The organism is Mycolicibacter kumamotonensis (assembly GCF_002086285.1).
Taxonomy (GTDB): Bacteria; Actinomycetota; Actinomycetes; order Mycobacteriales; family Mycobacteriaceae; genus Mycobacterium; species Mycobacterium kumamotonense.
This window is the reverse complement of sequence record NZ_MVHU01000002.1, coordinates 127,879-143,062: the sequence shown is the minus strand read 5'-3', so window position 1 is coordinate 143,062 and position 15,184 is coordinate 127,879. Positions and strand designations below refer to the sequence as shown.

At 70.5% G+C, this 15,184-nt stretch carries 16 protein-coding genes; 4 read left to right on the top strand and 12 right to left on the bottom strand.

The genetic code is table 11. The annotated features are described in order from the left end of the window. Positions 1-10: 10 nt before the first annotated feature. From BST28_RS02200 to BST28_RS02170, 7 genes are all read right to left on the bottom strand, one after another. Entirely contained in the window at positions 11-919 is a 909-nt protein-coding gene (locus BST28_RS02200; protein ID WP_420093419.1) for an SAM-dependent methyltransferase, read from the bottom strand. 255 nt (positions 920-1,174) lie between these two features. Then, on the bottom strand, positions 1,175-2,257 hold the full coding sequence (locus tag BST28_RS02195) for a type I-U CRISPR-associated protein Cas7 (RefSeq protein ID WP_234808170.1): 1,083 nt from the start codon (positions 2,255-2,257) through the stop codon (positions 1,175-1,177). Then, positions 2,254-3,195: a cation diffusion facilitator family transporter gene (locus BST28_RS02190; protein ID WP_019737791.1), complete on the bottom strand. Its 942-nt coding sequence runs from the start codon at positions 3,193-3,195 to the stop codon at positions 2,254-2,256. The genes BST28_RS02195 and BST28_RS02190 overlap by 4 nt, the downstream gene beginning before the upstream one ends. Further along, positions 3,196-4,437: a mannose-6-phosphate isomerase, class I gene (gene manA / locus BST28_RS02185; protein ID WP_083079694.1), complete on the bottom strand. Its 1,242-nt coding sequence runs from the start codon at positions 4,435-4,437 to the stop codon at positions 3,196-3,198. 8 nt (positions 4,438-4,445) lie between these two features. Beyond that, positions 4,446-5,585 carry a TobH protein gene (locus BST28_RS02180; RefSeq protein ID WP_083079692.1) on the bottom strand — a complete coding sequence of 380 codons (1,140 nt, stop codon included), beginning with the start codon at positions 5,583-5,585 and terminating at the stop codon, positions 4,446-4,448. Continuing rightward, positions 5,582-6,994: a phosphomannomutase/phosphoglucomutase gene (locus BST28_RS02175; RefSeq protein ID WP_029249018.1), complete on the bottom strand. Its 1,413-nt coding sequence runs from the start codon at positions 6,992-6,994 to the stop codon at positions 5,582-5,584. The genes BST28_RS02180 and BST28_RS02175 overlap by 4 nt, the downstream gene beginning before the upstream one ends. Before the next feature lie 58 nt (positions 6,995-7,052). Then, entirely contained in the window at positions 7,053-7,493 is a 441-nt protein-coding gene (locus BST28_RS02170; RefSeq protein ID WP_080575648.1) for a DUF3499 domain-containing protein, read from the bottom strand. Positions 7,494-7,583: 90 nt separating this feature from the next. On the opposite strand from BST28_RS02170, the gene BST28_RS02165 reads away from it, so the two are divergent. Continuing rightward, entirely contained in the window at positions 7,584-8,039 is a 456-nt protein-coding gene (locus BST28_RS02165) for a metallopeptidase family protein (RefSeq protein WP_019736150.1), read from the top strand. A 27-nt stretch (positions 8,040-8,066) separates the two neighbouring features. On the opposite strand, the gene BST28_RS02160 is transcribed toward BST28_RS02165, so the two are convergent. Beyond that, positions 8,067-8,345 (bottom strand): WhiB family transcriptional regulator, encoded by a 279-nt coding sequence (locus BST28_RS02160; protein WP_170306630.1) that lies wholly within the window; start codon positions 8,343-8,345, stop codon positions 8,067-8,069. Between the two features lie 451 nt (positions 8,346-8,796). Between BST28_RS02160 and cofD the strand changes: the two genes are divergently transcribed. Genes cofD through BST28_RS02140 form a run of 3 tightly spaced genes read left to right on the top strand, consistent with a single transcriptional unit; the run spans position 8,797 to position 11,665 of the window. Then, entirely contained in the window at positions 8,797-9,774 is a 978-nt protein-coding gene (gene cofD / locus BST28_RS02150) for a 2-phospho-L-lactate transferase (protein WP_019736148.1), read from the top strand. Further along, entirely contained in the window at positions 9,774-11,114 is a 1,341-nt protein-coding gene (locus tag BST28_RS02145) for a coenzyme F420-0:L-glutamate ligase (RefSeq protein WP_019736147.1), read from the top strand. The genes cofD and BST28_RS02145 overlap by 1 nt, the downstream gene beginning before the upstream one ends. Next, the gene (locus tag BST28_RS02140) at positions 11,111-11,665 is read left to right on the top strand and encodes an NUDIX hydrolase (RefSeq protein ID WP_019736146.1); all 555 of its coding nucleotides are present in this window, start codon (positions 11,111-11,113) and stop codon (positions 11,663-11,665) included. Before BST28_RS02145 ends, BST28_RS02140 begins: the two co-directional genes overlap by 4 nt. Before the next feature lie 14 nt (positions 11,666-11,679). On the opposite strand, the gene BST28_RS02135 is transcribed toward BST28_RS02140, so the two are convergent. From BST28_RS02135 to rfbD, 4 genes are all read right to left on the bottom strand, one after another. Beyond that, positions 11,680-12,051 (bottom strand): Rv1352/Rv1906c domain-containing protein, encoded by a 372-nt coding sequence (locus BST28_RS02135; RefSeq protein ID WP_019736145.1) that lies wholly within the window; start codon positions 12,049-12,051, stop codon positions 11,680-11,682. A gap of 66 nt (positions 12,052-12,117) precedes the next feature. Further along, positions 12,118-13,191 carry a mannose-1-phosphate guanylyltransferase ManB gene (gene manB / locus BST28_RS02130; protein WP_019736144.1) on the bottom strand — a complete coding sequence of 358 codons (1,074 nt, stop codon included), beginning with the start codon at positions 13,189-13,191 and terminating at the stop codon, positions 12,118-12,120. Continuing rightward, positions 13,188-14,063 carry a glycosyltransferase family 2 protein gene (locus tag BST28_RS02125; RefSeq protein WP_083079788.1) on the bottom strand — a complete coding sequence of 292 codons (876 nt, stop codon included), beginning with the start codon at positions 14,061-14,063 and terminating at the stop codon, positions 13,188-13,190. The genes manB and BST28_RS02125 overlap by 4 nt, the downstream gene beginning before the upstream one ends. Before the next feature lie 10 nt (positions 14,064-14,073). Then, positions 14,074-14,946, bottom strand: coding sequence for a dTDP-4-dehydrorhamnose reductase (gene rfbD, locus BST28_RS02120; protein ID WP_109560610.1), 873 nt, complete (start codon positions 14,944-14,946; stop codon positions 14,074-14,076). Positions 14,947-15,184 lie beyond the last annotated feature (238 nt).

The window sequence follows — 15,184 nt, the reverse complement described above, 5'->3', positions numbered from 1 at the left end:
CGGTGGCCAGTCATTGCGATCGCCGGCGGGTGGCGGTGAGGTAGTGCAGGGCACCCTGCCCCCCGGGACCGGTGTCCATGTCTCCGACAGGCACTTCGGCCGCGGCGAGCAGATCGGTGAGGCGGTAGCTGACGGTCTGCCATCCGTGGGCCTGCAGCGAGGATTGGACGTCGTGGGGGCCGTGGGCGTAAGTGAGGTTGCCGAAGTCGACGGCGTAACCGCGCCGCCTCCAGTCCTCGGCGGTGCGCAAGATCAACGATCCCATCGAGGCGGAGCCGCTACGCAGGTAGTCGGCGGCCAGCCGGCTGCCCGGTGCGCTCAACGCGGTGATCTGCTCCAGCATGCGGGCCTGGGTGTCGCCGGGCAGGTATCCGATCATCAGCCCCTCGGCCAGCCAGGCGGTGGGCTCGGCCGGGTTGAAGCCTGCCGCGCGCAGCGCCGCGGGCCAGTCCTGACGCAGATCGATGCCCACCGGACGCACCTCGGTCTTCGCGTCGGCGCCCAGGCGACCCAGCGTCACGGCCTTGAACGCGAGCACCTCGGGCTGGTCGATCTCGTAGACGACCGTGTCCGGTGCCCACTCCAATCGGTACGCCCGTGAATCCAGGCCGGATCCCACGATCACCGCCTGCCGTATGCCGGCGCTGGACGCCCCGGGGAAGAAGGCGTCGAAGAACCGGGCGCGAGCCCCGAAATAGTCCGGCATCCACGCGGATCCGATTTCGGCGTATTCCAGCTCGCCGCTTGCCAATCGCGCGAACAGCTCGACACCGGCAGCGCGGACCAACGGTTCGGCGAACGTGTCGCTGATGATCGGATCGGCTCGTCTGCTGGCCGCCGCCCTGGCCGCCGCGACCATGGTCGCCGTGGCGCCGACACTACTGGCCAGATCCCAGGTGTCGTTGTCGCTGCGGTTCACCGTCATGCCTGCCTGCAGATCACGTGAGACGTTGCGGCGGCGGGAACCGTCGGACCGAGAGCTGTAGAAGCGATCACCGATCGAGCTTCGCGCGTCCGGCCGGCACGGGGATCGGCAAGATGCGACAGCTTTCCCACAATCTGCGCCAGCCGGCGTCGTCCCGAACTTCTGCAGTAACGGCCCTAGTTGACTGGCCGATGCGAGCGCGAGTCGGGGCGCGACAAGCTGGTGCGTCGATGCGCGCCGGTCGCCGGTTCAGGGCGCGGTGGTCCGCCGGGCCTCGATGAAGTGCGGCAGCCGGAACCGCCGCGGCTCGTGGGCGATCGGGGCCTGCTCCACTCCCCCGTTCTGGGCGGCGGCATAGGCCCCGGCGTTGCCGGTGACGTGCAGCACCTGGCCGCGCCAGGTGATGTCGGCCTCCCGGTAGGCCTCGACCAGCGCGCGCTCGAGCAGTTCGTCGGCCTGCTCGATCGACAGCGCCGCCAGCTCGACGAATTCGCCGTCGCGGGCGTCGAGCTTCAACGTCGTCGGGCCGGTCTCGACCAGGTCGCAGTTGGCACGGATGCTCAGCTCGGCGTTCGAGCGCGCCAGTCCGGCCAGCGCGTAGGCGCCCAACAATGCCCGGCACGCCTCGTCGCCGGCGGGCCCGCAGTCGAACCGCAGTTGCCGCAGCGCGGCGAAACTGAGCACCTGGGTGCGAAGGATGCGGCTGCAGCAGACGGTGTCTGCACCCGCGCGCGAATCCGTCGGCATACCGTCGACGAGCACGCCGATGATCTCACCGGACAGCACGCCGCGAAAGCGGCTCTGGCCCGTGCTGCGCGCGGCGTCGATCGCGCCGAAAATCAGGCTGCCGGGACTCAATTTCAAAAGCGCCCGGGCATTGTCGGGGGTGGCTTCGCGAGCGGCCCGGTAGGCCGGGTGGGCGATCGCCGGCTTGCCGTCGATCGAGCCGGTCAGGAAATGACCGTCGAAGATCCGTTGCGGCAGTTCAAGATCGGTGTAGACCGACCGGCCGCCCTCGTAGGACACCTGCAGGTGCGGCACCCGGCTCAGGATCGGGTGCTGGTCGCGGATGGCTTGCAGGATCGCGGTTTCGACGCGCTGGATTTGGCTCTGGTTGTCGTCGATGACCACGGTCGGCGTCGGTTCACCGTCGATCAGCCGGATCTCGTGGGCGATGGCCGACGGACCGCGTCCGGGGCGGTGGGCCGGGGCGATCGCCGCATGGGGCCCGCCCGCCGGGGCCAACTCGGTGGCCACGCTCAGCGTGCTGGCGCCGCCGGCCTGGCAGGCGGCGGTCAGCTGTTGGTAGGAGAAGCTGGACAAAGCGGTCAACCTTTCTGCTCCAGCGAGTCTGGCACAGGCGTGCGGTCCAGGTCAGGTTCGAGATAGATGACCCGGGCTGCGGGCACGGCAGCGCGGATATTGGCTTCGGCGGCATCGATGGTGGCTGCGATCGCGGCCAGGTCCAGCCGGGGAACCACCGCGATCTTGGCCCCCACCAGCATCTCGTCGGGGCCCAGGTACTGGGTGCGGATGTGGATCAGCCGGGTGACGTTGGCGGTGCCTTCCAGCGCCGCCCGGATGGCCCGATCCTCGGCGGAGGTGGCACCCTCACCGATCAGCAGGCTGTGCATCTCGATCATCAGGAACACCGCGATCACCCCGAGCAGCGCGCCGATGCCCAAGGTTGCCACGCCGTCCCAGACCGGGTTGTCGGTGAGCATGCTCAGGCCCACCCCCGCCAGCGCCAGCACCAGGCCGATCAGCGCACCGGTGTCCTCCAGCAGCACCACCGGAAGCTCCGGGTTGCGTGAGGTGCGCAGGAACCGCATCCAGCTGCCGTCGCCCTTGAGTGGGCGCGACTCGCGCACTGCGGTCCGAAAGCTGAAGGCCTCCAACAGGATTGCCACGATAAGAATCGTCACTGCCACCACCGGCGAGCTCAACTCGACCGGGTGGCGGACCTTTTCGTAGCCCTCGAACATCGCGAACATCGAGCCCAGGCTGAACAGCACGAGTGCCACCACGAATGACCAGAAGTAGCGACTGCGCCCGTACCCGAAGGGATGCAACGCATCCGGCGCCTTGGCCGCGGCCCGCTGGCCGAACAGCAGCAGCGCCTGGTTGGAGGTGTCGACCACCGAGTGCACCGCCTCGGCGAGCATGGCGGCGCTGCCGGTGATCACGTACCCGATGAACTTCGCCGCCGCGATTCCGGCATTGGCGCACAGCGCCGCGATGATCGCCCTGGTACTACCGGACGAGGACACTCACAGGCCTATCGTCGCCCGGAACAGTGCTGCCCGTTGCTGGGCCAGCAGCCGGATCGGCCCGTCGTCGCTGGGCACCCAGGCCGACTCGCCCCGGTGCAGCGTCAACGTCTTCGACTTGGCGTGCACCGTGACCGAACCCTCGGTGCACAGCAGGATCTGCGGTCCGTCATGGTGCGCCGGGGCGTCCACCTCGTGGCCGAGGTAAGCACCGTCCAGCGTCAGCCGGGACACCGCGAACTCCTCGGCGGGGGTCTGGTAGACCACTTCCGGCCCCTCGATGTGCACCGCCGGCCGCAGCGCCTCCTCGGTGGTGGGCGTGAAGTCGAGCACCCGCAGCAGTTCGGGCACGTCGACGTGCTTGGGGGTCAGTCCGCCGCGAAGCACGTTGTCCGAGTTGGCCATCACCTCCACACCGACACCGTGCAGGTAGGTGTGCAGATTGCCGGCAGCCAAGAAGATCGCCTCACCCGGGGCCAGGCTGACCCGGTTGAGCAACAGCGCGGCCAGCACGCCGGCGTCGCCCGGGTAGCGCTCCCCGAGTTCGAGCACCGTCTTGGCTTCCGCGGCGAATTCGCCGGCCTCGGAACTGAGGTATTGAATGGCCCCCTCGAGCACCGCCGGAACCAGGACGTCGAGATCGGGCTGCGGCGCGGTGATCCAGGTGGTGAACAGTGCCCGCAGGCCGTCGGCGTCGGACTGGTCGCCGTCGGGAGAGTCCCCGAGCAGGGCGATGAACGGGTCGAGGTCCGAAACCGCCAGCGCCCGCAGCAGCTCGCTGGTGCGCGCCGCGGGCCGGAAGCCGGCCAGCGCCTCGAACGGCTGCAGCGCCACCAGCAGTTCGGGTTTGTGACTGGTGTCGCGGTAGTTGCGGATCGGCGAGGACACCGGCACCCCGAGCCGTTCTTCACGCTCGTAGCCCTCGATGGCCTGCATGGTGCTGGGGTGGGCCTGCAGGGACAATGGCTCGTCGGCGGCCAGCACCTTGACCAGGAACGGCAGCCGGTCACCGAAGCGGGCGTGAGCCACCGGACCGAGCTGGCCCTCCCAGTCGGCGGTCAAGACCTCCAGCAGCGACATCTCGCCCTCGGACGTCTCCAACCAGGCCGGGTCCCCCGGGTGCGCGCCCAGCCACAGCTCGGCCTCCGGGTGCGCGGCCGGGACCGGCCGTCCGGTGAACTCGGCGATCGCGGTCCTCGAGCCCCAGGCGTAGGTCCGTATCGCGCCGCGTAGTGGTTCCACTGTTCTCGTCAACCCCGCAAAAGTCGCACGTAGGCGGCGGCCATCTCCAACCGCACCGCCAACACCGCAAGCTGCTGTTCGGCCGGGCCCGCACCGGCTGGCCCGCCTACCCCCACAGGCTCCGCGGGTCCCACGGATTCCTCGGGCGCCCCCGGGGTCAGCGGCACGTCCCCCGCGCCGATCAGGTCGACGTCGCTCAGACCGCTGATCCGGGCGGCCACCACGGTACGGTCGGCGGCCAACGCCAGGGCCAGCACCCGCAGCCGGTCACCGGCCGGGCCGTCGATCTGTTCATCATGAAAGATATCGGCCGATCCCGCGGCGGCCCGGGCCCGCAGCGCGCTGACCGCATCGGCCAGCCCGGTCGCCGCCACCGTCGTCCGCCCGATCCGCAGCATCGCCGCCGAGCCGTGCCGGGCCAGCGCCAGCGTCGCCATGCAGTCACCGGCCAGTGCGACGTCGCGGCCGACGATCCGGTCCGCCAGCATCTTCGCCGGGTTGGTGAAGAGCTCGCGCCCGGCGCTGTTGCGCAGCGCCTCGGCATCCAGTTCGTCGGCGAGCGCACCCAGGTCGGTCGGCGTACCGGCGGGCCCGGCATCCACCGCGTCGAGCACCGCCAGCCCGGCAGCCAGATAGCGCGGCAGGCCGAACTCGTCGGGAACACCCAGCCGCGGCTCCAGCACTGCGGCCCGGCCGGCGGTGGCGTCACGCAGCGGGCCCGCGTAGGGAGCGACCACCACCACCCGCGCACCGCGCCGCACCCCGGCTGCGGCCGCGGCGACCAGCGCCGGGTCCCCGGGATCGTCACCGGCGACGACCAGCACGTCCAGCGACCCGATCCAGGCCGGGGCCTCGGCGGCCAGCACCAGCGGTTCGCGGGCCGAATCTCCGCGGGCCGCCGACAGCAGGCTGCCCGCCGTCGCCGCCGTTCCGCGGGTAGCCACCCAGATCAGCGTGCGTGGCGGGTAGTCCCGGCTGTCGCTGCGCACCGCGTCCAGGGCGCCCTCGGCGACCGCGGCGGCGGTGGCGCGTACCTGCGCCCCGGCCATCGATGCGGCTCGCAGCGCCCCGTCATGGTCGGCGGCCAGCAGCGCCTCGGTGTCATCGAGGTCGACGGTGGAGGAAAAAGATCCGGAGAACGCGTTCACGACCGTGACTTCTCGGCGGCGGTGACGGCCTCGATCTGCTCGCCGACCTTGGCCACCACCGCGTCGACCGCGGCGGTGTCGGGTGCCTCCACGTTGAGCCGCAGCAGCGGCTCGGTGTTGGAGCTGCGCAGGTTGAACCAGCTGCCCCCACCCAGGTCGACGGTCACCCCGTCCAGGTGGTCGACGGACACCTGCTCGCCGAATGCTGCGACGACGGCGTCGGCGAGAACGGACGCGTCGACTCCCTCGGTCAGGGTGAAGTTGATCTCGCCGGATGCCGCATACCGCTGATAGTCGGCGGTCAGCTCCGACAGTGGCCGCTGCTGTTCACCGAGTGCGGCCAGCACGTGCAGGGCGGCCAGCATGCCCGAGTCTGCGCCCCAGAAGTCCCGGAAGTAGTAGTGCGCCGAGTGTTCCCCGCCGAAGATGGCGCCGGTCTCGGCCATCAGCCCCTTGATGTAGGAGTGCCCGACCCGCGACCGCAGCGGCGTGCCGCCGCGCTCGGCCACCAGTTCGGCCACCGCCCGGGAGGTGATCAGGTTGTGGATCACCGACGCACCGGGCTCGCGGGCCAGTTCGCGGGCGGCGACCAGGCCGGTCACCGCCGACGGGGACACCGGCTCGCCGCGTTCGTCGACGACGAAGCACCGGTCGGCGTCACCGTCGAAGGCCAGCCCGATGTCAGCACCGCTGTCCCGGACGAACGCCTGCAGGTCGACGAGGTTCGCCGGGTCCAGCGGGTTGGCCTCGTGGTTGGGGAAGTTCCCGTCCAACTCGAAATACAACGGCAGCAGCGTGATCGCTTCGATCGAGCCGAACACCGCCGGGGCGGTGTGGCCGGCCATCCCGTTCCCGGCGTCGACGGCCACCCGCAGCGGGCGCGAGCCGCTGATATCGACCAGGGAGTGCAGAAACGCCGCGTAGTCGGTCAGCACGTCGCGATCGGTGATGTTGCCGCGGTCCGCGGACCGGCCGGCGTCGGAGTCCACGCCCGCGATCAGCTCGTCACGGATCCGGCCCAGGCCGGTGTCTGCGCCGACGGGTTTCGCGCCGGCCCGGCACAGCTTGATGCCGTTGTAGGCGGCCGGATTGTGGCTGGCGGTGAACATCGCACCCGGGCAGTCCAGCGAGCCGGACGCGAAGTACAGCTGGTCGGTCGAGGCCAGACCGATCCGGATCACGTCGAGGCCCTGGGCGACCACCCCCGCGGCGAACGCCGCCGACAGCGGGGGCGAACTCTCGCGCATGTCGTGGCCCACCACCACCTGGCGGGCGCCCTCGTCGCGCATCAGCCGGGCGAACGCCGCTCCGACCTCGGCAACCAGGGATTCATCGATCTCCGAACCGACCAGGCCACGTACGTCGTACGCCTTGATCACACGGTGGACAGCCGCAGCGGGCCGAGACATGGACAGGGCTCCTGACGAAGTGGACTCTTGACGCTCAAGCCTAGCCCGGAACGCGCGATCAGTCCGACGGGTCGGGTAACACGCGCAGGTGACCGCGGCGCCGGCCGTTGCTCTTGCCGGTCGGGCCGGGCGGGGCCAGCACCCCGCCACCGGGGGCGGTGGTGGGCGCGCCCCGGGCGCCCGAATCCGCGGGGCCGGCCTGCGGGTACCACCCGTTGGCAGGCGCGGCTTGCCCGGACTGGCCCTCGCGAACCGCTTCGGCGAGGGCGATCAGATCGTCCTCCTCGGGAGAGACCCAGGGGCCGGGGTGGCGGACCAGTTCCCAGCCCCGGGGGGCGGTGATCCGGCCGGCGTGGCTGAAGCACAGGTCCCACGAATGCGGTTCGGCGGCGGTCGCCAGCGGGCCGACCACAGCGGTGGAGTCCGAGTAGACGAACGTCAGCGTCGCCACCGCATAGTGCGGACACCCTGGCCGACAGCAGCGGCGGGGAACGTTCACGCTCGTGAGGCTATCGTGGCCGCGTACCGCCGCCGCGCCGGACACGCGCAACGGGCAGGCACCCTATGCGCAACCGTTACCATCGTCTGCGTGATCGCCACGCGTCGGCATTGGCGCGGCCGCGAACCCCGCGGGCCGCTGTTTCCGCCGACGGTGCCGGGTTGGCGCACCCGTGCCGAACGGTTCGACATGGCGGTGCTGGAGGCCTACGAGCCCATCGAACAACGGTGGAAACAACGGCTATCGGCGCTCGACGTCGCCGTCGACGAGATCCCGAGGATCGCCGCCAGGGATCCCGACAGTGTGCAGTGGCCCCCGGAAGTGGTCGCCGACGGGCCGATTCCGCTGGCACGCTTGATTCCCGCCGGGGTCGATGTTCGGGGCAACCCGACACGGGCGCGAATCCTGTTGTTCCGCAAGCCGATCGAGCAACGGGCGAACGACAGCACGGAGCTCGGGGATTTATTGCACGAAATTCTGGTGGCCCAGGTCGCCACCTACCTGGATGTCGATCCGACCGTCATCGACCCGACGATCGACGATTGACTCCCGGCAGCCGTAACGCGAACGCGCTCAGATGATGCCGCGCTTGAGGCGACGGCGCTCACGCTCGGACAGGCCACCCCAGATCCCGAAACGCTCGTCGTGGGCCAGTGCGTATTCCAGGCATTCGCTGCGCACCGAGCACCGCTGGCAGATCTTTTTGGCCTCGCGGGTGGAGCCGCCCTTTTCCGGGAAGAACGCCTCGGGGTCGGTCTGGGCGCACAGGGCGCGGTCCTGCCATTGCTCATTGGTGGCCGAGGCGGGGTCAAACGGGTCGAATTCGTCGTAGTCCGCGGGTTCGGGAACCAGACTCAGGTGCGGCCGGCTGGGCGCCGGTTCGGCCTCGGTCGGCATCATTCCGGTATGGGCGTGCGGTGTCCCCCCCATTACGCCCCAAAGGTGCTCGTAGGACATCCTGGGCCTCCTCACCTGGTTGCGCGATCCTGATATGTCGCCCGCTATTGCGCTGTTGTCAGTAGCAATTCGAACATGTGATCGAATCTCGGTCTGCGACACCGGAATCGGCTGGCCAACCGGGAAATGACACTGATGTGATTAGACACGTGTTAGCTGGCCCGGTCAAGCCGAATGGCGAAATTCCTTACCATCCCGTGACCGATTTCCGACGTGTCCGAGACCGGCGAGTCCCTGTCATCTAGACCACACCGGGCTTACGGCGTGTCTTGCGGAGCCTTCCGCGCGCCCGCTGCAACGCACCGCCACACCGGCCGCATCCTCACCAAAGGTACTGTCGTGCGCTGTGAAGGTCACGGTTCTGGTCGGTGGTGTCGGCGGTGCCCGCTTCCTGCTGGGCGTGCAGAAACTGCTGGGCCTGGGGCAGTTCAGTGGCGGCTCCGACGACCACGAACTGACCGCGGTGGTCAACGTCGGTGACGACGCCTGGATGCACGGGGTGCGGATCTGTCCGGACCTCGACACCTGCATGTACACCCTGGGTGGCGGCGTGGACCCGGAACGGGGCTGGGGTCACCGCGACGAAACCTGGCACGCGATGGAGGAGTTGGCCCGCTACGGCATGCAGCCGGACTGGTTCGGTCTCGGCGACCGCGACCTGGCCACCCACCTGGTCCGCACTCAGGCGCTGCGCGCCGGTTATTCGCTGACCGAAGTGACCGCGGCACTGTGTGACCGCTGGCAGCCCGGCGCGAAGCTGCTGCCGGTGACCAACGACAGCTGCGAAACCCATGTCGTCATCACCGATCCAGACGACGACTCCCAGCGTGCGATCCACTTCCAGGAGTGGTGGGTGCGCTACCGGGCCGAGGTGCCCACCCACGGGTTCGGGTTCGTCGGCAGCGAGAAAGCCAGCGCGACAGCGGACGTCACCGAGGCCATCGCCGAAACCGACATCGTGCTGCTGGCCCCGTCCAATCCGGTGGTGAGCATCGGCGCCATTCTGGCCGTTCCCGGCATCCGGGCGGCGCTGCGGTCCACGCCCGCCCCGATCGTCGGCTACTCGCCGATCGTCGCCGGAAAGCCGTTGCGCGGTATGGCCGACACCTGCCTGAGCGTGATCGGCGTGGAGTCCACCTCGCAGGCGGTGGGCGCGCACTACGGGGCCCGCAGCGGAACCGGGATCCTGGACTACTGGCTGGTGCACGAGGGCGAGAACACCCAGGTGGACGGTGTGGCCGTGCACAGCGCCCCGCTGCTGATGACCGATCCGGCAGCGACGGCTGAGATGGTCCGCGCCGGACTGGATCTCGCGGGGGTGTGATGACAGAGCACGGCAGCGCCGCCAAGGTCGAGATCCTGCCGGTCACCGGTCTGGGGGAATTCCGGCCGGGAGACGACCTGGCGGCCGAGCTGGCGCAGGCCGCGCCATGGCTGGCCGACGGCGACATCGTGGTCGTCACCAGCAAGGTGGTATCCAAGTGCGAGGGCCGTATCGTGCCGGCACCGCATGACGCCGAAGCACGAGATGCGTTGCGCCGCCAGCTGGTCGAAGCCGAGGCGGTGCGGGTGCTGGCGCGCAAGGGCCGCACCTGGATCACCGAGAACCGGCTCGGGCTGGTGCAGGCCGCCGCGGGGGTGGACGGATCCAACGTCGGCTCTGATGAGCTCGCGCTGCTGCCGGTCGACCCCGACGCAAGCGCCGCCGCGCTGCGGGCGGGCCTGGCCACGCGGCTCGGTGTCGAGGTGGCGGTGCTGATCACCGACACGATGGGCCGTGCCTGGCGCAACGGGCAGATCGATGTCGCGATCGGGGCGTCCGGCCTGACCGTGCTCAACGGCTACGCCGGCGCCGTCGACCGGCACGGCAATGAGTTGATCGTCACCGAAGTGGCGGTCGCCGACGAACTCGCCGCCGCCGCCGACCTGGTCAAGGGCAAGCTCACCGATGTTCCGGTAGCGGTGGTGCGCGGTGTGTCCAGCCCCGACGACGGCTCCACCGCGGCCGCGCTGGTGCGCTCCGGCTCCGACGACCTGTTCTGGCTGGGCACCGCCGAGGCCATCGAGACCGGGCGGCGCCAAGCACAGCTGCTGCGCCGCTCGGTGCGCGCGTTCTCGGGCGAACCCGTGCCGGCCGGGCTGATCACCGACGCCATCGCCGAAGCCCTGACCGCCCCGGCGCCGCACCACACCCGTCCGGCACGGTTCGTCTGGCTGCAGACCCCGGATGTACGCACCCGGCTCCTCGACGCGATGGCGCAGCGGTGGCGCGCCGACCTGTCCGCCGACGGCAAGTCCCCCGAGGCGATCGAGGCCCGGGTGTCGCGCGGCCGGATCCTCTACGACGCACCCGAAGTCGTCATCCCGGTCATGGTGCCCGATGGTGCTCACCACTATCCCGACCCCGCCCGCACCGCCGCCGAGCACACCATGTTCACCGTGGCCGTCGGCGCCGCCGTTCAGGCGCTGCTGGTGGCCCTGGCGGTGCGCGGCGTGGGCAGCTGCTGGATCGGGTCGACGATCTTCGCCCCCGAGTTGGTGCGCGCCGAGCTGGATCTGCCGGCGGACTGGGAACCGTTGGGCGCCATCGCGATCGGCTACTCCCCCGATCCTCTCGAGCCACGCCCGCCGGCCGCCGTCGACGACCTTTTGGTGCACCGGTGAGCACGCACTCCTCCGCGGTCGCAACACTGAAGGCGTGGGCGGCACCGGATTCCGCGCAGGACGCGCTACGCCATGCGGTGCTGGCCTTTCTCGATGCCCGCACCGATGCCTGTGCACGCGAATGCGTACCCGGCCACATCACCGCCTCGGCGGCGGTGCTCGACCACACCGGTGAGCGGGTACTGCTGACCCTGCACCCGCGGGTGGGCCGCTGGGTGCAACTGGGCGGGCACTGCGAGGACGCCGACGCCGACATCGTCAACGCCGCACTGCGGGAGGCCACCGAGGAATCCGGCATTACCGGGCTGCGGCTCGACCCGCGGTTGGCGGCCGTGCATGTGCACCCGGTGACCTGCTCGCTGGGGGTGCCGACCCGGCATCTGGATCTGCAGTTCGCGGCGCACGCGCCCGACGGCGCGCAGATCGGCATCAGCGATGAGTCGATCGACCTGCGCTGGTGGCCGGTGAACGCGCTGCCGCCGGATGCCGACGATGCGCTGCGGTATCTGGTGGCGCGAGCGGTCGCGATCGTCCGGCCCGGCCGCACCTGAGCTCGGCGGCGAGCTCACCCGCCCTCGGGCACCCGCGTCCAGGGCTGACAGTTCTGCGACTCGAAGGCCTTGACCGTTGCGGGAATTCCCGCATACATCGGGCCGATCGACGTGTTCGTCTGGACTACATGGTCTTTGGCGGCATCGGGTGTGCTGTAGGTGAACCACGAACACATCGACTCCTGGGTGGGCACATTGTTGATCCACACACCGAAAGCCGACCCCGACCCGCCGGTGTGGTAGAGGCCCGGTTCGATATCGGTGCCGACCTGGAAGACACCGTTGCCGGGAATGGGGTCGAGTGGTTCTGCTACCGCCGGGGGCAGCGCCGTGACCGCTGCGACGCACGCGGCGAACCCTGCGCACAGATGTATTCGTAGGGACATGGCCGTCTCCCACCTTCGCCATCCGCTGGTGCGGCCATGCTATCCCGCCACGAACCCCGGCGGAGCTCAGATGTCGGACGAATACCGGATCCCGCAGTCGGGGATCGACACCCCCGGCCACACCCGCGCCCCGCGCAGCAGCTCGCAGCGCGCCCCGATGTCGGCGCCGTCGCCGATCACCCCGTCGCGGATCAGCGCCCGCGGGCCGATCCGGGCGCCGAACCCGATGATCGACCGCTCGATCACGCAGCCGGCCTCGACGCGCACCCCGTCGAAGATCACCGCGCCGTCCAGCCGGGCGCCCGGGCCGATCTCGGCGCCACGGCCGACGACCGTGCCGCCGATCAACACCGCACCCGGGGCCACCGCGGCACCGTCGTGCACCAGTGACTCGCCGCGCTGGGCGCCTAGCGCCGGCGACGGCGCGATGCCGCGCACCAGATCCGCGGAGCCGCGCACGAAGTCCTCCGGGGTGCCCATGTCACGCCAGTAGCTGGTGTCGACGTAGCCGCAGACCTTCACCCCGTCGGACAACAGCGCCGGGAACACCTCACGCTCCACCGAGACCGCCCGTCCGCGCGGAATGCGGTCGATCACGTTGCGGGACAGCACATAACAGCCGGCATTGATCTGGTCGGTCGGCGGGTCCTCGGTCTTCTCCAGAAATGCGGTGACCCGGCCGTCGTCGGTGGGCACGCAGCCGAACGCGCGCGGGTCGCCGACTCTCACCAGGTGCAGGGTGGCCTCGGCGTCATGCTCGCGGTGATAGGCGTACAGCTCGCCCAGGTCGGCCCCGGAGAGCACGTCGCCGTTGAACACCATGGTGGTGTCGTGGCGCAGTTTGGCCGCGACGTTGGCGATACCGCCGCCGGTGCCCAGCGGCTCGTCCTCGGTGACGTAGTCGATCTGCAGGCCCAGCGCCGAGCCGTCGCCGAACTCTTGCGAGAACACCGCCGGCTTGTAGGAGGTGCTCAAGATGACGTGCTCGATGCCGGCGGCGGCGATCCGCGAGAGCAGGTGGGTGAGGAACGGCAGACCGGCGGTCGGCAGCATGGGCTTGGGCGCCGACAACGTCAGGGGCCGCAGCCGGGTGCCCTTGCCGCCGACCAGCACCACGGCGTCGACTTGCTGAAGTGTCACAGGCGTCCCTTCGTCAACTTGCGGCGGGCGCTGCGCACCGCCAGGCGCGAGCGCACCGCCAGCGCGCCGCGCATGGTCGCGCGCAGCGGCGCCCGCCACCAACCGGTGTGCCGGTCGGCGAGATAGGTGTAGGTGCTGCGGTGGTGCGCCGCCAGGTTGGCCGCCGGGTCCTTGCCGGTGGCGTGCCCCTTCTGGTGCAGCACTTCCGCGGACGGAACGTAGACGTTGAGCCAGCCGGCCTTGCCGAACCGGTCGCCCAGGTCGACGTCTTCCATGTAGAGGAAGTAGCGCTCGTCGAAGCCACCGATCTGATCGAACGCGGCGCGGCGCACCAGCAGGCAGGCCCCGGACAGCCATCCCACCGGCCGCTCGGTGGGCTCCTGGTGGTCCTGCCGATAGGCCCGCGACCACGGATTGTTGCGCCACAGTGGGCCGACCACGGCGTGCATGCCGCCGCGGATCAGGCTGGGCAGCTGGCGCGCCGAGGGGTACACCGAGCCGTCGGGGTCCCGGATCAGCGGGCCCAGTGTCGCCGCGTGCGGCCACCGGGCGGCCGCCTCCAGCAGGGCGTCGATGCTGCCCGGGCCCCACTGGACGTCGGGGTTGGCCACGATCAGAAACTCACTCGGCGCGCCCAGCTGCGCCACCGCGCTGTTGACCGCGCCGCCGTAGCCGAGGTTGGACCCCGTCTCGAACAGCTGCACGTTGGGGTAGCGCTGCACCGCTTCCTGCGGCGCGCCGTCGGTCGATCCGTTGTCGGCCATCACCACCTGCACCGGGCGATCGGTGGCCAGCGACAGCGATGCCAAAAAGCGGTCCAGATGCCAACCCGGAGAATATGTCACCGTCACCACCGGCAGGGCCTCACTCACGGCGTAGAGGTTAGCTGCCCAGTGCCGCGGCCAGCGCATCGCTCCATGGGCGCAGCGGCGCCAGGCCGGCCCGCGCCGATTCGACGCCCGACAACGCCGAGTAGGCGGGCCGGGCCGCCGGGCGGGGGTGGACGGCACTGCTGACCGGAAGCACCCGGTGCGGATCGGCGCCGAGCGCGGTGAACACCGCACGGGCCTGCTCGTAGCGACTGGCCGCACCACTGTTGGCGGCGTGCAGTACCCGCGCGGCGGGCCGGGCCTGCGCCAGCGCCAGCAGTGCGTCGGCCAGGTCGCCGACATAGGTCGGTGAGCCGATCTGGTCGTCGACCACCTGCACCGTCGAAGCGCCCGCGGCCCGCTCGCGCATCACCGCGACGAAGTCCGACCCGCCGGCAGCGCCGGTGTAAACCCAGGCGGTGCGCACCACCACGGCGTCCGGGCACGCCGCCAGCACCGCGTTCTCCCCGGCCAGTTTGGTGCTGCCGTAGACACTGAGCGGCCGGGTCGCGTCGCCGGGCTCGTACGGGCGCGGTGGCGCACCGCCGAAGTCGCCGTCGAAGACGTAGTCGGTGGAGATGTGGATCAGCCGCGCACCCGCGCGCGCGCAGGCGGTGGCCAGGTTGCCCGGCCCGGCCGCGTTGACCGCGTGCGCGCGGTCGGCGTCGGTCTCGGCGGCGTCGACGGCGGTGTAGGCCGCACAGTTGATCAGCACGTCGCCGGGGCGCAGGCCGATGGCCTCGACGGCGGCTGGGTCGGTGATGTCGCACTGCGCCGACGTCAGCCCGACGACGTCCCGGTGGCCGGCCTCGGCGGCGCGCACCGCCAGAAAACTGCCGACCTGGCCGCCGGCCCCGGTGATCACGATCCGCTGAGTCCCTGTCACCTAGCCGCCGCTTCCTCTCATCAATGCCAGCTTCGCCTCTCCTTCGTCGAGGCTCGCTAAGCCGCCCGGTCATCCGGCGGCCCCAGCTTCGCCTCTTCTTCGTCGAGGCTCGCTAAGCCGCCCGGTCATCCGGCGGCCCCAGCTTCGCCTCTCCTTCGTCGAGGCTCGCTAAGCCGCCCGGTCATCCGGCGGCCCCAGCTTCGCCTCTCCTTCGTCGAGGCTCGCTAAGCCGCCCGGT

Coding starts and splice junctions, on each gene's coding strand:
- BST28_RS02175 (WP_029249018.1), bottom strand. CDS start 6,994: ATGTCTCGGCCCGCTGCGGCTGTCCACCGTGTGATCAAGGCGTACGAC.
- BST28_RS02145 (WP_019736147.1), top strand. CDS start 9,774: ATGACAGAGCACGGCAGCGCCGCCAAGGTCGAGATCCTGCCGGTCACC.
- BST28_RS02135 (WP_019736145.1), bottom strand. CDS start 12,051: ATGTCCCTACGAATACATCTGTGCGCAGGGTTCGCCGCGTGCGTCGCA.